We start from the raw sequence: 24869 nt of genomic DNA, 5'->3' as shown, positions 1-24869 counted from the left end.
AAGCAGGCTTGCCCTGCCGCCCGTCAGTGCTTTGCCTGGCCTTCGACGAAGGCCAGCACCGCCTCGATCATCCGCCGCACGTGCGGCTGCACGCCTGCTGCCACCTCGGGCAGGTAGTCGAAGGGCAGCGTTTCCTGCATGTAGCTCGACTGCGTCATCTCCAGCTGCACTGCATGCACGCCGCCGGCCGGGTTGCCGTACTGGCGCGTGATGTGGCCGCCCTTGAAGCGGCCGTTGAGCACGCCGGTGTAGCCCGTTGCCGATTCAGCGATGCCCAGCAGCGTGGCGGCCAGCGCCGGATCGCAACTCGTGCCGTTTCCCGTGCCCAGGTTCAGGTCGGGCAGCTTGCCTTCGAAGAAGCGCGGCAGCACCGAGCGGATCGAATGCGCGTCCCACAGCGCGATGGTGCCGTGGGCGGCCTTCAGGCGGTCGAGCTCGGCTTGCAATTGGCGGTGGTACGGGTGCCAGATCGCGTCGCGGCGCCGGGCCACTTCTTCGTCGTCCGGCAGGTCGTCGCTCGATGCGTAGACCGGCGTGTCGTCGAAGGTGTCGACCGGGCACAGGCCGGTGACGCTCTGGCCGGGGTAGAGGCTGGCGCCATCCGGCGGACGGTTCAGGTCGATCACGTAGCGCGAGTGCGTGGCCACGAGCACCGAGGCGCCGAGTTCATCGGCGAAGTCGTAGAGCCGCTCGAGGTGCCAGTCGGTGTCGGGCACATGGCGCGCCTCGTCGGTGAGGCGGGCCGCCAGCGCGGGCGGCACGTGGGTGCCGACGTGCGGCATCGAGATCAGCAGCGGTCGCGTGCCCTGGCGGAAGCGGAACGCCGGTTCGGCGGTTGTGAAGGCCATGGATTCAATCCTTGAGAAGTTGGGTGCGCGCGGCCACGAAGGCGGACGCGGATTCGTCGTGCAGCGTATGGCGTCCGGCCGAGACGCGCTCGCGGCCGGCCACCCAGACCGCATCGATGGCGGAGGTGCGGTGGCTCGCGAAGACGTGGGCCGAGAGCATGTCGGGCGCGGGCAGCCCCTGCAACGCAACGTGCGCCGCATCGAGCACGACGAAGTCGGCCTGCTGCCCCACAGCGAGCCCGCCGACCGCGCGGCCGGAGGCCTGCGCCCCGCCCTGCACCGCTTCGAGCGTGAGCGCGGTGGCGACATGCGGTTGTGCCGCACTCGCGCCGACGTTGCGCTGTCGTTTGGCCAAACGCTGGCTGTATTCAAGCATCAGCAATTCTTCGGCCGCGTTGACGCTGGCGTGGCTGTCGGAGCCCACGCCCCATGCGCCGCCATGGCTGCGCCACTTGGAAAAATCGAAGATGCCGTCGCCGAGGTTCGCCTCAGTCGTCGGGCACAGGCCCGCGACCGCCCCGCTCTTGGCGGCGTACTCGTACTCGGCATCGTTCATGTGCGTCGCGTGGACGAGGCACCAGCGCGCATCGACCGGTGCATGGTCCAGCAGCCATTCGACGGGGCGCAGACCGCTCCACTCGATGCAGTCGTCCACTTCCTTGGTCTGCTCGGCGATGTGGATGTGGATCGGTGCCGTGCGGTCGATGGCTTCGAGGCCCGCGACGGCATCGCGCAGCGCCTCGGGCGGCACTGCGCGCAGCGAATGCGGCGCCATGCCCAGGCGCGCGCCCTGCGCATCGCACGCGGGCTTGAGCGCTTCGAGCAGGCGCAGCATCGATTCGGTCGAGCGCACGAAGCGGCGCTGGCCTTCGTTGGGCGGCTGGTCGCCGAAGCCGCTGGTCTGGTAGAGCACCGGCAGCAGCGTGAAGCCGATGCCGGTCTTCTGTGCGGCGCGCAGCAGCGCGAGGCTCAGCGTCGCGTCGTCGGCATAGGGGCGGCCGTCGGCGTCGTGGTGCACGTACTGGAACTCGCACACGCTGGTGTAGCCCGCTTCGAGCATCTCGGCATAGAGCCAGGTCGCGATGGCTTCCATGTGCTGCGGACCGAGACGCGCGGCAAAGCGGTACATCAGCGTGCGCCAGCTCCAGAAGCTGTCGTGCTGTTCGGCGCGGTGTTCGGTGAGGCCCGCGAAGGCGCGCTGGAAGGCGTGCGAATGCAGGTTGGGCATGCCGGGGATCACGGGGCCCGTCGCCACCTGCGCGCCTGCGGGGGATTGCGCGGCGGACTGCACTTGCGTGAGCTGGCCGGCGTCGTTCCACGTCAGCAGGACGTTCTTTGCCCAGCCCGCGGGCAGCAGCGCATCGGCTGCGAAGAGTGTTTGTCTTGCTCCCTCTCCCCCTGGGAGAGGGTTGGGGCGAGGGCTGTCGGCCTTCGATAACGCCGTCGTCGTATTCATGGCCGCAGGCCCTCACCCTGCCCTCTCCCAGAGGGAGAGGGGAAAGAAATACAAATGCGGCCCTGGCGCACCGCGGTGCGCAGCGGCCGTTGGCCGAACCAGTACGCGAGTTCGGCCGCATCGCGCACGTTCCACAGCATGAAGTTCGCGGGCATGCCCACGGCAATCGCGCCGTGCGTGGCCTCGAGGCCCAGCGCGCGCGCCGCATGCACCGTGACACCTGCGAGCGCCTCAGGCACCGTCAGGCGGAACAGCGTGCACGCCATGTTCACCATCAGCAGAAGGCTCAGCGCCGGGGACGTGCCGGGGTTGTGGTCGGTGGACACGGCCATCGGCACGCCCGCGGCGCGCAGCGCTTCGATGGGCGGCAGGTGCGTGTCGCGCAGCGTGTAGTAGGCGCCGGGCAGCAGCACGGCCACGGTGCCCGACTGGCGCATCGCCTCGATGCCGTCGGCCGACAGGTGCTCGATGTGGTCGCACGAGAGCGCGCCATAGCGCGCGGCCAGCGCGGCGCCGCCCATGTCGGAGAGTTGCTCGGCATGCAGCTTGACCGGCAGGCCCAAAGCCTTCGCGGCCTGGAAGACCTGCTCGGTTTCTTCGAGCGAGAAGGCGATGCGTTCGCAGAACACATCCACCGCATCGACCAGCCCCTCGGCCGCGAGTGCGGGCAGCATCTCGCGGCAGACGAGATCGATGTAGTCGCTGCTGCGCCCCGCGTATTCGGGCGGCAAGGCGTGTGCGCCTAGAAAGGTGGTGCGCGCCGTGACGCCATAGGCTTCGCCGAGGCGCCGCGCCACGCGCAACTGCTTGCGCTCGTGTTCCAGCGATAGGCCGTAGCCCGACTTGATCTCGATGGCGCATACGCCATCGGCTAACAGCTGTTCGAGGCGCAGTGCGGCCTGCGCGAAGAGCGTGTCTTCATCGGCCTCGCGCGTGGCGCGCACCGACGAGACGATGCCGCCGCCGGCCTTCGCCACTTCTTCGTACGTGGCGCCCGCGAGCCGCATCGCGAATTCGTTCGCGCGCTGGCCGCCGTAGACCAGGTGCGTGTGGCAATCGACGAGGCCGGGCGTGACGAGCGCGTCGCCGCCGTCATGCGCGACAAGGCCCGCGAACTCGGCCGGCAATGCGCTGCGCGCGCCGACCCAGCGGATCTCGCCTTGCGCGACCACGATGGCGGCTTCGACGCTGGCGTCGGTCGCAAGGCGCAGGCCGGTCCAGAGGCCGTCTGCCGATGGATATGTGTTTGCAGGGTTCATCGTCTTCTTCTTTCTGCAGGTTACGCCGGCACGATGCGCACGGCCACCAGCCGCGCGTCTTCGCTCTCCGGCACCGCGTGCCATGCCTGCGGCACGTCGGCCCAGTGCAAGCCCTCGCCTTCGGCGCAGTGTTCGTCGTTCAACCGCCATGCGCCGCGCAGCGCCAGCAGCACGCCGTGCGGTGCGGCTCCGATGGCCGCGGCATGGTCCAGCACCTGCACATCGGCACGCCACTGGCCATGGCGCGTCATCACGTTGAAATCGTTCGAGGCGCCGCCCAGCAGCGTGCAGTCGATCGCTTCATCGCCGCTGAAGGCGAACGGTTGGTGGGGCACGTCGAGTCGGTGTTCTATGCGCCCGTCGTGCGTGAAGAGCCGCACCCCGTCGCCTTCGAGCAGCATGATGCTGCGGGCTATGCCGGGGAACACGGAGAACGGGCCTGCGGCGGCGATGGTGGCGATGCTCACGCGCCAGCCGAAGCTGTCGAGCGCGGCGCCCTGCGGCCAGCTTGCGATCTCCTGGGTGGTGCCGCCGCCGTTTTTCCAGGGCGTGGCGGGCAGCGTGGCGCGCGTGAAACGAGTCACCTTGCTCATGACCGTCCCTCTTGCTCCTTCCCCTTCCGGGGGAAGGCTGGGATGGGGGCAGCGCCCAACGAGCGCCGTGCCTGGGTCGAGGCCGTCGTGCCCCCACCCCTGCCCTCCCCCGGGAGGGGAGGGAGAAATTCAAAACGCGCGCGCATGTTCATCGCATCAACCCGCCTTGCCGCAGCTTCTGCTCGAAGTGCCGCAGCACCAGCGTCATCGTGCCGGTCAGCACGAAGTACACGAGCGCGATGGCCAAGTACACCTCCAGCGACCGGTACGACACGCTGATGATCTTCTGCCCCTCGTGCATCACGTCGTGAATCGTCAGCAGCGACACCAGCGCCGAGTTCTTGATGAGCGCGATGAACTCGTTGCCCAGCGGCGGAATCATGCGCACCACCGCCTGCGGCAGCACGATCTGGCGCATCGCGACGCCGGGCGTCATGCCAAGCGACTGCGCGGCCATCGTCTGGCCTTTGTCGATCGACTGGATCGCGCCGCGCACGATCTCCGAGACGTACGCGCCGGAGTACACGCCGAGCCCCAGCACGCCGCACAGGAATGCGGGCAGCAGGATGCCGAAGTGCGGCAGGCCGAAGAACAGGATGAACAGCTGCACCAGCAGCGGCGTACCGCGAATGACCGCCACATACGCGGTGCACACGCCGTAGATCCAGCGCCGCTTCGGGTTCAGCCGCCCGATGCCGACGATGAGGCCGAGCACGCAGCCGAGGGCGAGCGCGCACGCGGTGATTTCCACCGTGACGAGCGCACCGCGCAGCAGGTCGGGCCAGCCCTGCCAGACCGGCGAGAAGTCGAGATCCATTGCCTGCTTACTTGGCGTTGGCGCTGAACCACTTCTTCACGATCTGGTCGTAGGTGCCGTCGGCTTTCAGCTTCTCGATGGCGCCGTTCACCGCCTTGGTGAGCTCGGGCGTGTCCTTGCGGATGGCCATGCCGTATTCCTCGGTGGTGATCTGCTCGGGCAGCACCTTCAGGCCGCCGCGCGTGCGCACGTACTGGTAGGCGGCGGGCTTGCCGGTGACGGCGGCGTCGGCGCGGCCGATGTCCACGAGGTTGAACATCTCCTGGTTCTTCTCGACTTCCATCAGCTGCACCTGCGGGTACTTTTCCTTCGTGAAGGCGACGGACTTGGTGCCCACCTGCACGCTGACCTTCTTGCCGTTGATGTCGGCCGGCGCCTTGATGGCCGTGTTGCCGTCCTTCACCATCACCACGAGGCCGCCTGCGTAGTAGGGCACGGTGAAGTCGACCACCTTCTTGCGCTCGTCGGTGATGTAGATGGCCGAGACGGCCATGTCGAAGCGTTTGGAAATGAGGCCCGGCACGAGCCCTTTGAAGTCGATGTCGATCCATTCGACCTTCCGGCCCAGCGTCTTGCCGATGGCTTCGACCAATTCCACGTCGAAGCCGGTGCGCTTGCCGTTCTCCACGAACTCCATCGGCGGGAAGGTGGCATCGGTGGCCACGCGCAGCGGCTCGCCCTGCGCGTGTGCGGCGCCAGCAAGACCGAAGAGAGCGGCGGCGGCAACGGTGAAAAGAGTGCGACGGGTGTTCATGAGGCGGGGCTTCCGTGGGTTTGAAAAAGGTAGGAGCGACTGGCTACTGCAGCGCGCGGGAGATGCGGGCCGCCGTGACGACGGTCATGTGGAGCAATGCAGCTTCCATGCCCTGGACGCGCGTGATCGGCGCCATGAGCGTGATCGCGCCGCGCAGGCGCCGGCCCGAGGCCAGCACCGGTGCGCTCGCGCCCCAGACGCCGGCATCGACCTCGCCCTGCGTCACGGCATGACCCGCCTCTCGAATCGCATCGAGCTCGGCGGCGCGTTCGGCACGGCGCACGGCGCTTTCACCGAGGCCGTCGAGCAAGGCGTCGCGCTGGTCGAGCGGCATGTGCGCGAGCAGGCACTTGGCGCTCGCGCCGTCGCTGGCCGGCACGCTGCGGCCCCGGTCGAACGAGCAGCGCAGCGAATGTTCGCTGTCGATCATCTCCAGGCACACCACGCGGTCGTTCACCGCGGTGACCAGCGCCACGCTCTCGTGGCTCTGCTGCACCAGCGCGCGCATGTCGGCGCGGGCGGCCATGACGAGGTCGGAGTTGCCGTCGAAGCCGCTGGCCAGCTGCACGCTGACCGGGCCCGGCGAGTAGCGCCCGTCCGACTCCATCACGAAGCCCCAGCGGCGCAGCGTGGCGATCTGGCGGTACAGCGTGCTCTTGACGAGGCCCGTGGCCTGCACCAGTTCGGCCGCCGTCATCGCGACCTTGCTCTGCGCCAGCACCGACAGCACGAACAGCGCGCGGTCGTTGTGGGCGGGGGCATCGGTCGGGGGCGTCATCGCAGGCAGTATCTTGCTCGCCGTTCTCACTTCCAAGCCCCGATTCCCACCGGGTGGGAATGGGCCGGATTTTTACTTCTACCTTTGTCTTACCGGCTTTCGCGGCAAGGCCCGCTCAGCGCACCATCGGCAGCTTCAGGCCCTGCTTCTTCGCGGTGGCGACGGCGATGTCGTAGCCCGCATCCGCATGGCGCATGACACCGGTGGCCGGGTCGTTCCACAGCACGCGCTCGATGCGCTTGGCCGCGGCATCGGTGCCGTCGCACACGATCACCACGCCCGAGTGCTGCGAGTAGCCCATGCCGACGCCGCCGCCGTGGTGCAGGCTGACCCAGGTGGCACCGCCCGCGGTGTTGAGCAGCGCGTTGAGCAGCGGCCAGTCGCTCACCGCATCGGTGCCGTCCTTCATCGCTTCGGTTTCGCGGTTGGGGCTGGCGACCGAGCCGGTGTCGAGGTGATCGCGGCCGATGACGATGGGCGCTTTCAGCTCCCCGTTCTTCACCATCTCGTTGAAGGCCAGGCCCGCGATGTGACGCTCGCCCAGGCCCAGCCAGCAGATGCGCGCGGGCAGGCCCTGGAAGGCGATGCGCTCGCGCGCCATGTCGAGCCAGCGGTGGGTGTGCGTGTTCTCGGGGAACAGCTCCTTGATCTTGGCGTCGGTCTTGTAGATGTCTTCGGGGTCTCCCGAGAGCGCCACCCAGCGGAACGGGCCCTTGCCTTCGCAGAAGAGCGGGCGGATGTACGCGGGCACGAAGCCGGGGAAGTCGAAGGCGTTCTTCACGCCTTCGTCGAACGCCACCTGGCGGATGTTGTTGCCGTAGTCGACCGTGGGAATGCCCATGGCCTGGAAGTCGAGCATGGCCTGCACGTGCACGGCGCAAGACTTCGCAGCCGCCTTCGTGAGCGCGTCGTGCTGCGACGCGTCTTTCATCGCGGCCTGCCATTGCGGCACGGTCCAGCCCGAGGGCAGGTAGCCGTTGATCAGGTCGTGCGCGGAGGTCTGGTCGGTCACGAGATCGGGCTTGATACCGCCGGCCTTCGCGCGCTTGACCAGTTCCGGAAGGATGTCGGCCGCGTTGCCCAGCAGCGCGATCGACACGGCTTCCTTCGCATCGGTGTGCTGCTTGATGAGTTCGAAGGCATGGTCGATATCGCGTGCCTGCTTGTCGACATAGCGCGTGCGCAGGCGAAAGTCGATGCTCGACTGCTGGCACTCGATGTTGAGCGATACAGCGCCGGCCAGCGTGGCAGCAAGCGGCTGCGCACCGCCCATGCCGCCGAGGCCGGCCGTGAGGATCCACTTGCCTGCCCAGCTGTTGTTGTAGTGCTGGCGGCCGGCTTCGACGAAGGTCTCGAAGGTGCCCTGCACGATGCCCTGGCTGCCGATGTAGATCCAGCTGCCGGCCGTCATCTGGCCATACATGAAGAGGCCCAGGCGGTCGAGCTCGTTGAAGTGTTCCCAGTTGGCCCACTTGGGCACGAGGTTCGAGTTGGCGAGCAGCACGCGCGGTGCGTTCTCGTGCGTCTTGAACACGCCGACCGGCTTGCCCGACTGGATGAGCAGCGTCTCGTCGTCGTTCAGTTCCTTCAGCGACGCAAGGATCTGGTCGTAGCAGGCCCAGTTGCGCGCAGCGCGGCCGATGCCGCCGTACACCACGAGGTCCTGCGGACGCTCGGCCACCTCGGCGTCGAGGTTGTTCTGCAGCATGCGGTAAGGCGCCTCGGTGAGCCAGCTCTTGCAGTTGAGCGTGCTGCCGCGCGGGGCGCGGATCACGCGCGTGGGGTCATGGCGCGGATCGGCGAGGTCGGTGTTGTTCAGGGCGAATTTTTCGGGAGCGTTCATGGCGTGGTTCTCCTAGCGAGTGATGTTTTACGAGTGACTGGGCAGGATGTTCAGCAGCGCGGCCGGCAGCTCGGCCTTGAGCGCCCACTGGCGCATGGCTTCGATGTCGGGGGCGAGGTAACGGTCGCGTTCGAGGAAGGCGACCTTCTGGCGGATGGCCGCGAATTCTGCTTCGACGAGCGGCGAGCTCTTGAGCCCGCGCTTGAGTTCGATGCCTTGCGCGGCGGCCATCGCTTCGATGCCGACCACCACCGCGGTGTTGTTGACCATGTCGCCGAGCCGGCGCGCGGCGAAGGTGGCCATCGAGACGTGATCTTCCTGGTTGGCCGACGTGGGCAGGCTGTCGACGCTCGCGGGGTGGGCGAGTGACTTGTTCTCCGACGCGAGTGCAGCGGCCGTGACCTGCGCGATCATGAATCCGGAGTTCAGGCCGCCATCGCGCACCAGGAACGGCGGCAGGCCCGACAGGCCCGTGTCCAGCAGCAACGCGATGCGGCGCTCCGCGATCGCGCCGACTTCGCTCACGGCCAGCGCAATGATGTCGGCCGCGAAGGCGACCGGCTCAGCGTGGAAGTTGCCGCCCGAGATCACTTCGCCCGTGTCGCAGAACACGAGCGGGTTGTCCGATGCGGCGTTCGCTTCGATGACCAGCACGCGCGACGCATGCGCGAGGTTGTCGAGGCAGGCGCCCATCACCTGCGGGATGCAGCGCACCGAGTACGGGTCTTGCACGCGGCCGCAGTCGGCATGCGACGGGACGATCTCGCTGCCTTCGAGCAGCGTGCGCACGGCGCCGGCGACTGCCATCTGGCCGGGTTGGCCGCGTGCGGCGTGGATGCGCGCGTCGAAGGGCTTGATCGAACCCTGGATCGCTTCGAGCGAGAGCGCACCCGACATCAGCGCTGCAGCGAACACGTCTTCCGCACCGAAGAGGCCGGCGAGTGCCAACGCAGTCGACACCTGCGTGCCGTTGAGCAGCGCGAGGCCTTCCTTGGGGCCGAGCACGAAGGGTTCGAGGCCGATGCTGCGCATCGCTTCGGCGCCGCTGACCTTCTTGCCGTCAGCCAGCGTCGCTTCGCCCTCACCGATCAGCACGCAGGCCATGTGCGCGAGCGGCGCGAGGTCGCCCGATGCGCCGACCGAACCCTTGCAGGGAATGCTGGGCGTGACGCCCGCATTGAACAGCGCCAACAGCGCATCGACCAGCGCGGGCCGCACGCCCGAGTGCCCGCGCGCCAGGCTCACCGCCTTGGTCGCGAGGATCATGCGCACCACCGGCGCGGCCAGCGGCTCGCCCGTGCCCACGCTGTGCGAGAGCACGAGGTTGCGCTGCAATTCGGCCAGGTGGTCGTTGCCGATGCGCGTGCTCGCGAGCTTGCCGAAGCCGGTGTTGATGCCATAGACCACCTGGTCGTTCTCGACGATGTGGCGCACCGCCGCCTCGGCCTTCTGCATGCCGTCGAGCACCGACGGATCGAGCACAAGCCGCACGCCGCCAGCCTGGATGCGGCGCAGCATCGCAAGATCGACCTTGCCGGGCGTGAGGGTCAGGGTGGTGTCGGAGGAAGCTTTGTGATTGCTTGGCATGTGAACCTGTCTATACAAGTAGTTGCGAGAGATAACGATCGTTCTGCGAGACGAAAAAAGCTACCCGAAGCTGGGGTTGCCGTCGGCTCGGAAGCGGCTGCCCAGGCTGTAGCGCGACGCGGGATGCAGGCAGCGCACCCAGGTCACGGGCGTGTTGCGCGTCCACGTGCGGCGCGTGAGCAGGAGGCAGGGATCGGTGACTTCCATTGCGAGCCGCTCGGCCTGTTCGGCGTTGGGCAGCACGGCATCGACGACGTGTTCGATCTGGTCGAAGGGCACGTTGCGCACCAGGTACTCGCTGGGGGGCATCGCGCTGAAGTCCTGCTCGAGGTAATCGGGCACGACCTGCGGATTGACGTAGCGCTCTTCAAGCTGCACCGGCGTGTCGTTCTCCAGGTGCAGGCAGGCGCTGTGGAACACCGAGTCGCCCGCGCGCAGGTCGAGCCACGCGGCCACGTCGGGCGAGGCGGCGATGCGCTCGACCGCGAGCATCTCGCATCGGTAGTCGTGGCCGCGCTGGCGGATTTCGCTCGCGATGTTGGCGATCTGCAGCAGCGTCGATTGCGGCTTGTTCTCCGCCACGAAACTGCCCACGCCCGCCACGCGCACGATGCGGCCCTGCTCCACCAGCTCGCGCAGCGCGCGGTTCACCGTCATGCGCGCCATGCCGAACTGCGCGACCAGCTCGTGCTCCGAAGGCAGGCGGTGGCCGGGCGGCCAGGTGCCGTCCTGGATCTTGCGGGAGATGTGATCCTTGACTTGCGCGTAGAGCGCGAGGGTCGGCAGGTCGCGTTTCATCGTGCGGTCAGAAGGTGTGAATGAATCCGGCGTGCCCGAGCAGCCCGCCCAGGCGCGCCCGATCAAGGCGCAAAGCGCAGCCATAGCTCGGGCTATGGCGAGCATTTGCAACGCCGAGCGGGTGTGTCTGGGCGGGATGAGCGGGCATGGCGGGTTCGTTCATACCTTCTTAATGCTCCGCCGCAGCCATCGACTCGGCGCGGATTTCTTCCGTCAGGCGCGCCTTGATGTCCATGAACTCCGGCGAGGTCTTGATCGTGTAGCTGCGCGGATGCGGAAAATCCACCGCGATCTCGGTCTTGATGCGCCCCGGCCGCGCGCTGAACACCGCCACGCGATTGGCCATGAAGATCGCCTCGTCGATGTCGTGCGTGACGAAGAGCACCGTCTTCTGCGCCGACTCCCAGATGCCGAGCAAGAGCTCCTGCATCAGCACGCGCGTCTGGTTGTCCAGCGCGCCGAAGGGCTCGTCGAGCAAGAGCATCTTGGGGTCGTTGGCAAGCGCGCGCGCAATCGCGGTGCGCTGCTGCATGCCGCCCGAGAGTTGCTTCGGAAAGTGATGTTCGAAGCCGCGCAGGCCGACCTTGGCGATGAAGAACTCGCTGCGCTCCTTCTGGTCGGCCTCGCTCATGCCGCGCTCGCGCAGGCCGAAGCGGATGTTCTGCGCCACCGTGAGCCACGGGAACAGCGTGTAGCTCTGGAACACCACGCCGCGGTCGGCGCCCGGGCCTTCGATGCGCTCGCCGTCGAGCATCACCTGGCCGGTGGTCGGGAAGTCGAGCCCCGCCACGATGCGCAGCAGCGTCGACTTCCCGCAGCCCGAGGGGCCGAGGATGGTGACGAAGTCGTTCTCCTTCACCTCGAAGTTGATGGGCAGCAATGCCTGCGTGCTCTGGCCCTTGGTGCCGGTGAAGACGCGCGAGACGCCTTGAATGGAAAGCTGGTTCTTCACAGCGCGGCCCATGCGAACAGACGGCGATTCATCGCCTTGAAAGCGAAGTCGGACAACAGGCCGATGACGCCGATCACGATGATCCCGAAGATGATCTGCCCGGTGTTCAAGAGCGCCTGGCTGTCGGTGATCATGTGGCCGATGCCCGAGGACGAGCCGATCAGCTCCGCCACGATCACGTAAGTCCACGCCCAGCCGAGCACGAGGCGCAGCGTTTCGGCGATGCCGGGCGCGGCGCCCGGAATGAGCACGCGCGCCACGATGCCGCGGCTGTTCGCTCCCAGCGTGTAGGCGGCCTCGACGAGGTCGCGCCGCGCACCGCCCACGGTGACGGCCACCATCAACACGATCTGGAAGAAGGAGCCGATGAAGATCACCAGCAGCTTCTGCATTTCGCCCAGGCCCGCCCAAAGGATGAGCAGCGGAATGAAGGCCGAGGCCGGCAGGTAGCGGCAGAACGAGACGAAGGGCTCGAAGAAGGCCTCGACCGTTTTCCAGGTGCCCATCGCGATGCCCAGCGGCACCGCGAACACTGCAGCCAGCAGGAAGCCGCCGAACACGCGCCACACGGTCATGCCGATGTCGCCGATGAAGCCGTACTCGGTGAAGAGCAGCCAGCCTTCCTTGACCATGGTCGGCGGGCTCGCCAGGAAGGTCGGCGACACGAAGCCGCCGAGCGTGGCGAGCGACCACACGAGCACGAACACGACGAAGAAGCCGAGCCCCAGCAGCACGCGCGCACGGGCGCCGATGGGTTCGAGCGGCGCGAACGCGCGGCGGCGCACGGGCACCACCGCGGGTTGAGGTGAAACGGCGCCCGTGGTCGATGCCGCGCAGGGCGGCACCTGCTGCGGCAGCGCCTTACTTGACGTAGCTTGCATCGAAGGTGACTGCGTAGTCTTCAGGCGCCTTGCGGATCACGCCGGCTTCCAAGAGGATCGCCGCGGCTTCCTTCATGAAGGTGGTGAGTTCGCCCGCGAAGAACTTCTGGTTGGCGGCCTTGTCCTGCCAGCGCAGGTACGCCGACGACTTGGCAAACTGCTCGCCGCTCTGCTTGACGGCCGAGCCCATGAGTTCGTTCGACTTGGCCGGGTCGGCCTTGATCATGTCCAGCGCATCGAAGTACGACTTGGTGAGCGCGGCGGCGGCCTTGGGGTTGGCCTTGAGCCAGGTCGGCGCGCAGCCGACGGTGTCCATCACCATCGGGTAGTCGAGCGTGGTGGCCAGGATCTTGCCGGCGGCCGGGTTGGCGCGCACGGTCGAGAGGTAGGGCTCGTAGGTCATGGCGGCGTCGTTCTGGCCGGCCACGAAGGCCTGCGCGGCGGGCTGCGGCTCCAGCGAGACGACCTTCACGTCCTTCAGGCTCATGCCGTTCTTGCTGAGCATCCAGGCCAAGCCGAAGTACGGCGCAGTGCCGGGGGCGCTCACGCCGATGGACTTGCCCTTGAGGTCGGCGAAGGTCTTGACGTCGTTGCGCACCGCGATGCCGTCGGCGCCGTAGGACTTGTCCATCTGGAAGATCTGCACGATGGGCACGCCGTTGGCGTTCCAGGCGACGTGCGTTTCCACGGTGGTGGCCGCGCACTGGATGGCGCCGGAGGCGAGAGCCAGGTGGCGGTCTTTCTGGGGAATCATCTTCAGTTCGACGTCCAGCCCGTTCTTCTTGAAGATGCCGGCCTTGTCGGCCAGCGAGAGCGGCGCGAAGCCGGTCCAGCCGGACATGCCGAGCGAGATCTTGGTGTCCTGGGCGGCGGCCGTTCCGGCCATGCCCGCTGCACATGCACCTGCTGCCAGCAGCGAAGCGACTTTCACAACTACCGTCTTGACCATGGGTACTCCTGGTTCCGTTCTTGAGAGAGATGGCTCGGCGATGCGCCCCGGGCTTCGGACTGCGCTCGCCTCGCATTGTTGCCAAGCGCCCCAACTTGTATATACAGGATAACCCGAGAGGGCTTTTTCGGTGCATTTCTTAAGGAAGATGCACCAGATTGCTGTCTAGACAAGAAAGGCGGCGGGACGGGGATCACCATTGCAAAGCTCATGCCACAGTCATAACCGGGTGGCTGGGGGACAATCGACCGCCCTCCCGTCAGTTCCCCTTTCATCCCCTCCCGACGTCCGCCTCCGCAGCCCGTGTCCTCCCTCGCACCCCATCCCCTCGACGCCCCCGGCAGCAGCACCGCACCGGCTGAAATCCTCCACGAAGTCTTCGGCTACTCGCAGTTCCGCGGGGCCCAGCAGGACATCGTCGATCACGTGGTGGGCGGCGGCGACGCGCTGGTGCTGATGCCCACGGGCGGCGGCAAGTCGCTCTGCTATCAGATCCCGGCCATCGCGCGGCAGCGTGCGGGGCGCGGCATCGCGGTGGTGGTGTCGCCGCTGATCGCGCTGATGCACGACCAGGTCGGCGCGCTGCACGAGGCGGGGGTGAATGCGGCGTTCCTCAATTCCACGCTCGACTGGGAGCAGACGCAGGACGTGGAGCGCCGCATGCTGCGCGGGGAGATCACGCTGCTCTACGCGGCGCCCGAGCGCGTCAACACGCCGCGCTTCCTGTCGCAGCTCGATTCGCTGAAAGAGCGCGGCAAGCTCTCGCTGTTCGCGATCGACGAGGCGCATTGCGTGAGCCAGTGGGGCCACGACTTCCGCCCCGAATACCGCGCGCTCACCGTGCTGCACGAGCGCTACGCGGGCGTGCCGCGCATCGCGCTCACCGCCACGGCCGATGCGCTCACGCGCGCCGACATCGTCGAGCGGCTGCAGCTGGAAGAGGCGCGCCAGTTCGTCTCCAGCTTCGACCGGCCGAACATCCGCTACACCATCGTCGAGAAGAAGGACGCGACCACGCAGCTGCTGCGCTTTATCGAGCGCGAGCACGAGGGCGATGCGGGCGTGGTCTATTGCCAGTCGCGCAAGCGCGTGGAAGAGCTCGCGACGACGCTGCAGGGCGCCGGCATCAATGCCCTGCCGTATCACGCGGGCCTCGATGCCGCGGTGCGCCAGAGGCACCAGGACCGGTTCCTGCGCGAGGAAGGCATCGTGATGGTCGCGACCATCGCCTTCGGCATGGGCATCGACAAGCCCGACGTGCGCTTCGTAGGCCATCTGGACATGCCCAAGAACATCGAGGGCTACTACCAGGAAACCGGCCGCGCCGGCCGCGACGGCGCCCCCGCCGATGCCTGGATGACCTACGGCCTGAACGACGTGGTCAACCAGCGCCGCATGATCGACGAGAGCCCGGCCGGCGAAGAGTTCAAGCAGGTGATGCGCGGCAAGCTCGATGCGCTGCTTTCGCTGGCCGAGGCGAGCGACTGCCGGCGCGTGCGCCTGCTGGGCTACTTCGGCGAGAAGAGCACGCCCTGCGGCAACTGCGACAACTGCCTGAACCCGCCGCAGGTGTGGGACGGCACCGATGCCGCGCGCAAGCTGCTGAGCACCATCTACCGCGTGCAGCAGCAGAGCGGCATCAGCTTCGGCGCGGGGCACATCATGGACATCCTGCGCGGCAAGGAGACCGAGAAGGTCAAGCAGTTCGGGCACGAGCGCATCAGCACCTTCGGACTGGGCGCGGAGTTCAGCGAGGTGCAGCTGCGCGGCGTGCTGCGCCAGCTGATCGCCACGGGCGCGCTGGCGGTCGATGCGGAAGCCTTCAACACGCTCAAGCTCACCGAGGGATCGCGCGCGGTGCTCAAGGGCGAGGCTGTGGTGAGTCTGCGCGAATCGATTTCCTCACCCACCGAGCGCAAGACGCGGCGTGAGAAAACCGCCAAGGGCGCGCCCTCGCCGGCCGCCGCCAAGCTCGACGACACCGGCAAGAAGCGCTTCGAGGCGCTCAAGGCCTGGCGCGGCGAGGTGGCCAAGGAACACAACCTGCCGGCCTATGTGATCTTCCACGACGCCACGCTGGCATCGATTGCCGAGCGCGCACCCGCGACGCTCGAAGACCTGCAGGGCATCAGCGGCATCGGCACCAAGAAGCTGGAGGCTTACGGGACCGAGGTGCTGCGCGTGTGCTCGGCGTTCTGAACCCGCAGCAACCCCTCTTCAGTTCGTTGTTGCGGGCAGCGTGATCGGCACGGGCCGCGTCAGCAGGTCGACGAAAAGGTTGAAGAAGCGCGTGTTGTCGAAGCGCTGCACCACGGTCATCTTCTGCAGCGTCGGGCCTGCCGGCTGCGAGGCGTAGCCGATGGAGCGGCCGTTGTCCGCCGCGCCCGGCTTGGCGATCACGTCGACATAGCGCTCCACCGTCTTGGTGGCGTAGGCCGGGTCGATCAGGTAGGCGAGCGCGAGGGTGTCCCAGATGTTCTGGGTGTAGTCGGGGTTGTTCTCGAAGCCGTTCGTGCCGCTGAAACCGTAGCCGTTGAGCTTGCGGAACACCTCCGTCACCGCGGTCGGCTTGGCGGGGTGGGCGATGCGGTCGTAGATCGGCTTGGTGAGGAACACGGTGTCCGTCACGTCCAGCGGCACGATCACCTGCGGGATCGGCAGGCGCACCACGAACTGCGCGGCGTCGGGGTCGAACCACCAGTTGAACTCGGCGGCCTTGGTGGTGTTGCCCGGCACGTCGATGGCGCCGCCCATGTAGATGATCTTCTTGATCAGCGGCACGATCTCGGGGCTCTTCTTCACCGCCAGCGCGATGTTGGTGAGCGGGCCGATGGCCAGGATGGCGATCTCGTTCGGGTTGGCCTTGACCGTGTCGATGATGAAGTCGACCGCGCTCTTGCGCTGCACCAGCGTGCGCGTGGCAAAGCCGTCGGGTGAAGGCTTGAGGTCGGCGTCGCTCTTGGGCTCGGGGCCGCTCCAGGCGCCCAGGTAGCCGTCGCCGCCCGCACCGGCGGCCATCTCGGCCTCGACGTCGGCGAAGCTGTGGTTGAGCGCGTAGTTCGCACCGACGTACACGCCGATGCGGTCGCCCACGCCGAGCCGCTCGACCGACATCAGCGCATCGGCCACGCCCTGCCTGAGCCACTGGTTGCCCGAGACCACGCTGATGCCCATGACCTGGACCTTGCCCTGCGCATGCAGCTGCGCGGCCATGACGCCGAGCTGGCCGTCGTCGCTCATGGTGTTGTAGTCGCTGTCGATGATGATCTTCTGCGCGGGCGCAGGGGCTGCGCCGAAACCGGGGGCGAGTCCGAAGCCGTCGTTGCCACCGCCGCCTCCGCCGCAGCCCGCCACCACGGTCACGACGACGAGGGCGAGCATCACCCCGATCCATTTGTGCAACTTGCGCATCTGCTTCTCCTAGGTGTTTGGTTTTCAGTCCAAAAGGCACTGAATACAAACGTGCGCAAAGCATTGCGCAAACGTTTGCCAAACTCTAAGCGGCAAGTCCGCAGGTGGCAAGCACGGGCCGCCAGGGGTTCCGTGCGGCCTCTAGCAGGGGTCTCAGTTGGCGCTGGGCGAAGGCTCGAACAAACGGTTCTCGCGCAAGGGCGAGCGGTTGAGCAGAAGGGGCTGATCGGCGTCTTCGGATGCGGCCTTTTCGAGACCGATGCCCGCCGCGGCCTTGGACGATGCCACCGGCACCGGGCACGAACCGGAGTTGCGCAGCGCGAGCGCCGCAGCCAGTCGCGCCTCGGCGGGGTCGCCGAGCTGGTGGCTGAAATCGTCGGCCACGGTGCAATTGGCGTTGGGTGTGAAGCCGTCGCTATAGTCGCCGAAGCCCGCCTGATTCACGCCCTTGACCTGGATCGCGAAGTAGGTGGTGCCGCAGTTGTCCTGCGGATAGAAGCCGTACGGCTTGCCGCAGGTGGTGCCGCCGACGAGGTTGACCGTGACGCCCACGCCGCGCAGGCTGTTGATCACCGACTCGCTGGCCGAACAGGTGTCGGGACTGGTCAGCACGGTCACGCGCGAGAGGCCGAGCGTGGGCAACGGCTGGCTGGCCCGGCTGGTGTTGTAGAACGGGGTGAAGTTGTCCAGGAACGAGCGGCGGAACGGGTTCTTGTCGTTGAAGGTCAGCAGTTCGAAGGTCTTGCCGGCCGTTGGACCCGGCCCCGCCACCATGTAGGCCAGCCGGCTCGCGATGTTGAGCGAGCCACCGCCGTTGTAGCGCATGTCGAGCACCAGGTCCTGGATGCCGCCGTTCTCGTTGAGCTTGTTGACCGCCGCGATGAGCTGAGGCTCGGCGGTGAGGATGTGGTCGTTGAACAGCAGGTAGCCGACGCGATTGCCCGCGTCGCCGATGGTCTTGACGTTCTGCACCGGCGTGCTGGTGACGCTGGCCGAGGTCAGCTGTACCGCCGGCTGCCGCACGCCGCCCACCTCGAAGACGAAGCTGTGCGACTCGCTGAGCGCCTGCGGCGTGATGCCGCGGTTGATGACGTTGGCATTCGCGGTGCCGGTGGCATTGACGGCATCGACGCCGTCGATCTCGAGGATCTTCGCGCCGCGCTGCAGGCCGGCATTGGCAGCGGGCGAGCCGGGCTCCACAAAGGCAATGCGCAGGTTGCGCGGCGGCGTGGTTCGCACGGCCGCGATCTCCATGCCGTAGCCTGCCGAGACACCGCTCTGCGACAACTGGCGGTACACCTCGGTGTCGTAGGTGAAATGGAAGCGGTCCTTGGCCCGGCCCGAGTCCGTGGTGAGCGGCGTCTTGAGCACGTTGAAGAAGGCGATGGGCGTCGCGTAGTCGCCCGCCTTGAGCGTGGCCGGCACCTCCCGGTACCAAAGGTAGGTTTCGTCGATCCAGCTGCGCACCCAGCTCTTTTCGTTGTCGAGCGAGCCCGCCGTGTCGGGGTAGCTTGCGCCGGTCGCGGGGTTGGTGCCGCGGCGCGGCGCGGCGCACAGGCCGGCGACCTCGGAGGACGGAACGAGGCCGCCGTCACCGCCGCTGGCGGGCGGATTGACGGGGGGCGGCGTCCCGCCCACGATCGGAAAACCACCGCCGCCTCCGCCTCCTCCACCACCGCCGCCGCCGCAACCCGCCAGCAGGCTGGCAACCGCAAGCGCTGCCGCAGCAGCCCATGCACCGGGGCGCGGCAACTGCCGCAGGTCTGTATTGCGAAAGCCCATGGCGTCCTCCTCGTGCCCGTGTTGACGGACACACGCGCTTGTTGATCTTTACTGAACGAAGCCCATGCCGCGCGATTCGCGGACCTCGGGCTTGATGCGGTGCTCGGCCTCGAGCTGGTCAAGAAACTCCACCGCCGAAAACTCGACCGCGAGGATATCGGTTTGCCGCTTCACGGCCGCGAAATCCCCCGGGCACAGCTGTGCCAGTTGCGCGAGCCGCGTTTTCACTTCGCCGGTCAGCAGCGCCGCATCGCCCGCCAGCGCCTCGGTGACGAACATGCGCTCGCGCTGCACGGCCGTGAGCGGCTTGAACTTGATCTTGAAGGTGAAGCGCCGCAGCGCCGCCTGGTCGAGCCGCTCGAGCAGGTTGGTGGTGCAGACGAATACGCCGTTGAAGCGCTCCATGCCCTGCAGCATCTCGTTGACCTCGGTGACCTCGTAGGTGCGCTGCGCGCCGCGCCGGTCCTGCAGGAAGGAGTCGGCCTCGTCGAGCAGCAGCACGGCCTTCTCGGCCTCGGCCTCCTTGAACATGGCGGCCATGTTCTGCTCGGTTTCGCCGACGTACTTGCTCATGAGGTCGCTGGCCTGCTTGATGATCAGCGGCCGCCCGACGGCGCGGGCGATGTGCTCGGCCAGCGCGGTCTTGCCGGTGCCCGGCGCGCCGTAGAAGCACAGCGTGCCGTGGCCGCGCGCCTTGAGCGCCTCGACGATGCGCGGGATCTCGAAGCGGGTCTCGACGTTGAGCATGTCGAGGTCGTAGGTGGTGACGTTGCGGCGCTCGCCGCGGCCGGTGTCGAGCGTGCCCAGCGCCATGTCGGCATTGCGCAGCTGGCGCTCGATGAGTCCTTCCATCGAGGCATCGTCGGTCTTGGCCAGGCCTGCGAAGCGCACCGCGGTGCGGATCTGCGCGGGCGTCAGGCCCTTGCGCTCGGCGAGCTTGGCGGTGAAGGCTTCCGAGACGACCACGCCTTCGAGCGTCTTCTTCACCAGCTGCTCGCGCGCGCCGGGGGGCGGCGACTTGAGTTCGAGGTGGTAGGCGAAGCGGCGGCGGAACGCCGGGTCGATCTGCTCGATGCGGTTGGTGACCCACAGCGTCGGCACCGGGTTGGCCTCGAGGATCTGGTTGACCCAGGCTTTGCCGCTCACGCTGCCGCTGGTGGGCGCCGGAATCTGCTCGGCCCGCGCCATGAACTGCGCAGCCTCGGTGCTGATGGGCGGAAACACGTCCTCGACTTCATCGAACAGCAGTGCGGCCTGGGCGCTGCCCTTGAGGAACACCTGCGCGATCTGCAGCGAGCGATAGCGGTCGCGGCCGCTCAGCGAATTGCCATCGCGGTCGGCGTATTCGACTTCGAAGAGTTCGAGCCCTGCGGCCTGCGCGACCACCTTGGCAAGCTCGGTCTTGCCGGTGCCGGGCGGGCCATAGAGCAGCACGTTGACGCCGGGCTCCTTGCGTGCAACGGCGGCGCGCAGCAGCGTGACGAGCATCTGCGCGTCTTCCTCGACGAAGGAAAAATCGTGCGGCGTGAGCGCGCTCTTGGCAGAGGGCCGCGTGAACACGGCCATCAGTTCGTTGTGGTCGCGGTACTCGCGCATCAGCACCGGTGGCAGTTTCTCGCTGACCTTCATGAGGTCGGCGAGGTCGGTGATGTTGTGTTCGGAGATCAGGTTCTCCACGAGCCCGATGCGCTCCAGCCGCGAGCCCGCGCGCAATGCCTCGCCCACTTCGCTCGCATTCACGCCCGCGATGTCGGCGATGGCGGCGTAGGCCTCGGGCGCGTTGTTGACCTTGAACTCGACGAGCAGCGAACGCAGGTCGCGCTGGTAGCGCGCGAGCGTGCCGTAGAGCAGCAGCGCGCGCTCTGCCTTGTTGAGTTGCAAGAGGCCCGCGAGTGCGTCGATGTTTTTCTCGACCAGCGTCGATTGCTTGCGCAATGCATGCGTGAGCCAGTCGCGTGTGACGGCGAGCACCGAGAGCAAGTCCTTCGGTTGGTCCTTCGCGTATTCGTCGAGGTAGAAGAAGAGCGTGCCTTCTTCATACGGACCGCGCCACACGCCATGGCGTTCGAGCAGCGTGCGCCCATCGAAATTCTCGACGCCCTTCCACGCTTCGTTGCCGGCGCATCGGCGGCCGAGGAACTCGCGCAATCGCTGCAGCACGGGGGCGGGCCACACGAGATGGCGCCCCGTGAGCGAGAGCAATCCGTTGATATCGCGCCGCACATTGAAGCGCGGCCCCTGCTTGGCTGCGAGCGTGAGCACGAAGTGCGAGCACATGAGCTCGAGCACCGGCGCTTCCTTGAGTCCGGGCGAAGGCAATGCCTGCCCGCGTACCGCAGCAGCCACTACATCGACACCCGCACGCTTGACCATCAGGCAACCTCCAACGAGGAAATTCGTGGAGAGACCATAACGCAGACTTTTGGCTTCGGGAAGACGCCGAAAGGGTAAAAACCCTGATCCGGCGATTCCAGCCCACAATGCGCGCCATGGTCGGAATCGAAGAAATCCAGCGCGCCGCGGTGCGCCTCCAGGGGCAGGTGCTCAATACGCCCTGCGTCGAGTCACGCACGCTCTCGGAAATCGTCGGCGCGCAGGTATTCCTGAAATTCGAGAACCTGCAGTTCACATCCTCCTTCAAGGAACGGGGTGCGTGCAACAAGCTGGTCGATCTTTCGGCAGCCGGCACGCGCGGCGTGATCGCCATGTCGGCCGGCAACCATGCCCAGGGTGTGGCCTATCACGCGCAGCGGCTTGGCCTCCGGGCGCTGATCGTGATGCCGCGCTTCACGCCCGGCGTGAAGATCGAGCGCACGCGTGGTTTCGGCGCCGAGGTGGTGCTGCACGGCGACACGCTCGACGCGGCGCGCGCACATGCGCTGGAGCTTGCCGACCGCGAAGGGCTGACCTTCGTGCACCCCTACGACGACGAAGCCATCATCGCGGGCCAGGGCACCGTGGCGCTCGAAATGCTCGATGTGGTGCCCGACCTCGACACGCTGGTCGTGGCGGTTGGCGGCGGCGGACTGATCGCCGGCATGGCGGTCGCGGCACGCGATCGCAAGCCCGGCATCGAGATCGTCGGCGTGCAGACGACGCGCTTCCCGGGCATGGTCAACGCCATCAAGGGCACGCACCACGTGCAAGGCCGGAGCACCATCGCCGAAGGCATCGCGGTCGGAACGCCGGGCGTGCTGACGCGGGAGATCATCGCGAGCAAGGTCGACGACCTAGTGCTGGTGGACGAAGGCGATATCGAACAGGGCGTGCTGATGCTGCTCGAAATCGAAAAGACCCTTGTGGAAGGTGCGGGTGCCGCGGGGCTCGCAGCGCTGATCCGGCATCCAGAGCGCTTCAAGGGCAAGCGCGTGGGGCTGGTGCTCTCGGGCGGGAACATCGATCCGCTGCTGCTCGCTGCCATCATCGAACGCGGCATGGTCAGGGCCGGCCGGCTGGCGCGGGTGCGTGTGAGCGCACGCGATGTGCCGGGCTCGTTGGCAGAAATCACGGCCACTGTGGCAGAAGCGGGCGCTAACGTCGACGAGGTGCACCACCAGCGCGCGTTCACGATGCTGGCGGCCCAGAACGTCGACATCGAGCTGGTCCTGCAGACCCGCGGCCGCGCCCACCTGGCCAGCGTGCTGACGGCCCTGAAGGACGCCGGTTTCGAAGCCGAGGAGCAACACTGACGGGGGCTCGCAACCCCCTAGACCGCTTCGCGGGCCCCCGCCGGTAAAATGCCGCCAGTTTTGTCATTTGTGTATTCGAGGTACTTCCCGATGTCCAACCCCACTCCCGTCGAGCCCGGCCACGCCGCAGCCGCCGAACATGACGCCGTCGAATCGGTCGTTCACCTGATGCCGCTCGTGCTGCCGCTCGCCGGCGGCGTGCTGATGCTTCTGCTGGCATCCATCGCTGTCTACTTGGCCTGACAGCCTGTTGGGCTGTCGTCCGCGGGCGGTGCGGCCCGCGCTGACGCAATCTCCCTGAGCGAAACGTTTTCTCAAACGGACCTCCGCGCCCACACAGGCTCGGCGTCCCGTTCGGAAAGACGATTTTTCAACTTAGGAGATTTCCGATGAACGCACCCACGATGAAGGGCCTCACCATTCAGGCGCCCTCATACGTCAAGAACGCGAAATTGATTGCCTGGGTGGCCGACATGGCCGCGCTGTGCAAACCCGAGACCATCTACTGGTGCGACGGCAGCAAGGAAGAATACGACCGCCTCTGCCAGCAGCTGGTCGACGCAGGCACCTTCAAGAAGCTCAACCCCACCAAGCGCCCGAACTCGTTCCTCGCGGTCTCCGACCCGACCGACGTCGCGCGCGTGGAAGACCGCACCTTCATCTGCTCCAACGAGAAGGAAAACGCCGGCCCGACCAACAACTGGATGGCCCCGGCCGAGATGCGCGCCACGCTGCAACCGCTTTTCGACGGTTGCATGAAGGGCCGCACGATGTATGTCGTGCCGTTCAGCATGGGGCCGCTGGGTTCGCCGATCGCGCACATCGGCATCGAACTCTCCGATTCGCCTTACGTGGCAGTCAACATGCGCATCATGACCCGCATGGGCAAAGCCGTATACGAGGTGCTGGGCGCCGACGGCGAATTCGTGCCCTGCGTGCACACGGTGGGTGCGCCGCTCGAAGCTGGCCAGAAGGACGTGTCCTGGCCCTGCAACAAGACCAAGTACATCGTTCACTACCCCGAAACGCGCGAAATCTGGAGCTACGGCTCGGGCTACGGCGGCAACGCCCTGCTGGGCAAGAAATGCTTCGCGCTGCGCATCGCCTCGAACATGGGCCGCGACGAAGGCTGGCTGGCCGAACACATGCTGATCCTCGGCGTGACGAACCCCGAGGGCAAGAAGTACCACGTGGCGGCAGCTTTCCCGAGCGCCTGCGGCAAGACAAATTTCTCGATGTTGGTGCCGCCCGCCGGCTTCGAAGGCTGGAAGGTCACGACCATTGGTGACGACATCGCCTGGATCAAGCCCGGCAAGGACGGCCGCCTGTACGCGATCAACCCCGAAGCGGGTTACTTCGGCGTGGCGCCCGGCACCAACATGCTGACCAACCCGAACTGCATGGACAGCCTGAACAGCGATGTGATCTTCACGAACGTGGCGCTGACCGACGACGGCGACGTCTGGTGGGAAGGCATGGAGCAGGACACCAAGGCCCTGCCTGCGCATCTGACCGACTGGCAAGGCAAGGACTGGACACCGCAGATCGCCAAGGAAACCGGCGCCAAGGCTGCGCACCCGAACTCCCGCTTCACCGTTGCCGCCACCAACAACCCGGCGCTCGACGAGGCCTGGGACGATCCGAAGGGCGTGGCGATCGACGCCTTCATCTTCGGCGGCCGCCGCTCGACGACGGTGCCGCTGGTGACCGAGGCGCGCAACTGGGTCGAGGGCGTCTACATGGCCGCAACGATGGGTTCCGAAACCACGGCAGCCGCCGGCGGCCAGCAAGGCGTGGTCCGCCGTGACCCGTTCGCGATGTTGCCGTTCGCCGGCTACAACATGGCCGACTACTTCCAGCATTGGCTCAACGTCGGCAAGAAGCTCGAGGCCTCGGGTGCGAAGCTGCCGAAGATCTACACGACCAACTGGTTCCGCAAGGGCGCCGACGGCAAGTTCGTCTGGCCTGGCTATGGCGAGAACATGCGGGTGCTGAAGTGGATGATCGATCGCGTGGAAGGTAAGAAGACCGAAGGCATCGAGCACATCACCGGCGTGAGCCCGCGTTATGAAGACCTGAACTGGACGGGACTGGAATTCAGCGCCGAGCAATTTGCTACGGTGACCAGCATCGACAAAGCAGCCTGGCAAGCGGAGTTGAAGCTGCATGCCGAGCTGTTCCAGCAGCTGTCGCATCATCTGCCGAAGGAACTCCCGGAAACGAAAGCTGCTATCGAACAACGGTTGGCTGCCTGATTTTCGGCGGCTCTCAATAGCAAAAAGCCCGGTGGATTGCCCACCGGGCTTTTTTATTGGTCGCCATTGCTTTGAGCTGTTGATCTGTTATTCGTTTTTATCGCGAGTCCGAATCGTTCGCCCAAAGCAAAAAAACCCCAGTCAATGTTGACTGGGGTTTTCTGGGCTGTAAGAGCCTGACGATGACCTACTTTCACACGGGAACCCGCACTATCAT

General features: G+C 66.7%; 20 protein-coding genes. 4 read left to right on the top strand and 16 right to left on the bottom strand.

Annotation, left to right across the window (positions count from 1 at the left end; translation table 11 throughout):
* Window positions 1-23: 23 nt before the first annotated feature.
* The 13 genes from hutG to M2282_RS18960 all read right to left on the bottom strand — a co-directional run bounded on the left by hutG (window position 24) and on the right by M2282_RS18960 (window position 13515).
* The gene (gene hutG, locus M2282_RS19020; protein ID WP_280810336.1) at window positions 24-848 is read right to left on the bottom strand and encodes an N-formylglutamate deformylase; all 825 of its coding nucleotides are present in this window, start codon (window positions 846-848) and stop codon (window positions 24-26) included.
* Window positions 849-852: 4 nt separating this feature from the next.
* Window positions 853-2304 carry a formimidoylglutamate deiminase gene (locus tag M2282_RS19015; protein WP_280810335.1) on the bottom strand — a complete coding sequence of 484 codons (1452 nt, stop codon included), beginning with the start codon at window positions 2302-2304 and terminating at the stop codon, window positions 853-855.
* Window positions 2301-3563, bottom strand: a complete 1263-nt coding sequence (gene hutI, locus M2282_RS19010; protein WP_280810334.1) for an imidazolonepropionase — start codon at window positions 3561-3563, stop codon at window positions 2301-2303. Before hutI ends, M2282_RS19015 begins: the two co-directional genes overlap by 4 nt.
* A 20-nt stretch (window positions 3564-3583) precedes the next feature.
* Window positions 3584-4156 carry a HutD/Ves family protein gene (locus M2282_RS19005; RefSeq protein ID WP_280810333.1) on the bottom strand — a complete coding sequence of 191 codons (573 nt, stop codon included), beginning with the start codon at window positions 4154-4156 and terminating at the stop codon, window positions 3584-3586.
* A 148-nt stretch (window positions 4157-4304) separates the two neighbouring features.
* Entirely contained in the window at window positions 4305-4973 is a 669-nt protein-coding gene (locus M2282_RS19000) for an amino acid ABC transporter permease (protein ID WP_280810332.1), read from the bottom strand.
* 7 nt (window positions 4974-4980) lie between these two features.
* On the bottom strand, window positions 4981-5727 hold the full coding sequence (locus M2282_RS18995) for a transporter substrate-binding domain-containing protein (RefSeq protein ID WP_280810331.1): 747 nt from the start codon (window positions 5725-5727) through the stop codon (window positions 4981-4983).
* Window positions 5728-5770: 43 nt separating this feature from the next.
* Entirely contained in the window at window positions 5771-6505 is a 735-nt protein-coding gene (locus M2282_RS18990) for an IclR family transcriptional regulator (protein WP_280810330.1), read from the bottom strand.
* A 115-nt stretch (window positions 6506-6620) separates the two neighbouring features.
* On the bottom strand, window positions 6621-8348 hold the full coding sequence (gene hutU, locus M2282_RS18985; protein WP_280810329.1) for a urocanate hydratase: 1728 nt from the start codon (window positions 8346-8348) through the stop codon (window positions 6621-6623).
* A gap of 27 nt (window positions 8349-8375) precedes the next feature.
* Complete coding sequence (gene hutH, locus M2282_RS18980) at window positions 8376-9935, bottom strand: histidine ammonia-lyase (RefSeq protein ID WP_280810328.1); 1560 nt, start codon at window positions 9933-9935, stop codon at window positions 8376-8378.
* Window positions 9936-9995: 60 nt separating this feature from the next.
* Window positions 9996-10733, bottom strand: a complete 738-nt coding sequence (hutC, locus tag M2282_RS18975; protein ID WP_280810327.1) for a histidine utilization repressor — start codon at window positions 10731-10733, stop codon at window positions 9996-9998.
* Window positions 10734-10902: 169 nt separating this feature from the next.
* A complete protein-coding gene (locus M2282_RS18970) occupies window positions 10903-11697 on the bottom strand; it encodes an ABC transporter ATP-binding protein (protein WP_280810326.1) in 795 nt (264 codons plus the stop codon).
* Window positions 11682-12566 carry an ABC transporter permease gene (locus tag M2282_RS18965; RefSeq protein WP_280810325.1) on the bottom strand — a complete coding sequence of 295 codons (885 nt, stop codon included), beginning with the start codon at window positions 12564-12566 and terminating at the stop codon, window positions 11682-11684. The genes M2282_RS18970 and M2282_RS18965 overlap by 16 nt, the downstream gene beginning before the upstream one ends.
* A complete protein-coding gene (locus M2282_RS18960) occupies window positions 12547-13515 on the bottom strand; it encodes an ABC transporter substrate-binding protein (RefSeq protein ID WP_280810324.1) in 969 nt (322 codons plus the stop codon). The genes M2282_RS18965 and M2282_RS18960 overlap by 20 nt, the downstream gene beginning before the upstream one ends.
* Window positions 13516-13818: 303 nt before the next feature.
* Between M2282_RS18960 and recQ the strand changes: the two genes are divergently transcribed.
* Window positions 13819-15714, top strand: a complete 1896-nt coding sequence (gene recQ, locus M2282_RS18955; RefSeq protein WP_280810323.1) for a DNA helicase RecQ — start codon at window positions 13819-13821, stop codon at window positions 15712-15714.
* Window positions 15715-15732: 18 nt separating this feature from the next.
* Here the strand turns inward: recQ and M2282_RS18950 are convergent, their stop codons facing one another.
* From M2282_RS18950 to M2282_RS18940, 3 genes are all read right to left on the bottom strand, one after another.
* Window positions 15733-16926 carry a nucleoside hydrolase gene (locus M2282_RS18950; protein ID WP_280810322.1) on the bottom strand — a complete coding sequence of 398 codons (1194 nt, stop codon included), beginning with the start codon at window positions 16924-16926 and terminating at the stop codon, window positions 15733-15735.
* A gap of 153 nt (window positions 16927-17079) precedes the next feature.
* Window positions 17080-18708 carry a S41 family peptidase gene (locus tag M2282_RS18945; RefSeq protein ID WP_280810321.1) on the bottom strand — a complete coding sequence of 543 codons (1629 nt, stop codon included), beginning with the start codon at window positions 18706-18708 and terminating at the stop codon, window positions 17080-17082.
* Window positions 18709-18756: 48 nt separating this feature from the next.
* Window positions 18757-21081 carry an ATP-binding protein gene (locus tag M2282_RS18940; RefSeq protein WP_280810320.1) on the bottom strand — a complete coding sequence of 775 codons (2325 nt, stop codon included), beginning with the start codon at window positions 21079-21081 and terminating at the stop codon, window positions 18757-18759.
* A gap of 116 nt (window positions 21082-21197) precedes the next feature.
* Between M2282_RS18940 and M2282_RS18935 the strand changes: the two genes are divergently transcribed.
* The 3 genes from M2282_RS18935 to M2282_RS18925 all read left to right on the top strand — a co-directional run bounded on the left by M2282_RS18935 (window position 21198) and on the right by M2282_RS18925 (window position 24652).
* A complete protein-coding gene (locus M2282_RS18935; RefSeq protein ID WP_280810319.1) occupies window positions 21198-22397 on the top strand; it encodes a threonine ammonia-lyase in 1200 nt (399 codons plus the stop codon).
* A 90-nt stretch (window positions 22398-22487) separates the two neighbouring features.
* Window positions 22488-22640 (top strand): hypothetical protein, encoded by a 153-nt coding sequence (locus M2282_RS18930; protein WP_280810318.1) that lies wholly within the window; start codon window positions 22488-22490, stop codon window positions 22638-22640.
* A gap of 146 nt (window positions 22641-22786) precedes the next feature.
* A complete protein-coding gene (locus M2282_RS18925; protein WP_280810317.1) occupies window positions 22787-24652 on the top strand; it encodes a phosphoenolpyruvate carboxykinase (GTP) in 1866 nt (621 codons plus the stop codon).
* The last annotated feature ends 217 nt before the right edge of the window (window positions 24653-24869 follow it).

Source organism: Variovorax boronicumulans (assembly GCF_029892485.1).
In the GTDB taxonomy this organism is placed as follows: Bacteria; Pseudomonadota; Gammaproteobacteria; order Burkholderiales; family Burkholderiaceae_C; genus Variovorax; species Variovorax boronicumulans_B.
The sequence above is the reverse complement of the archived record's forward strand: the minus strand, read 5'-3'. Positions and strand labels throughout refer to the sequence as shown.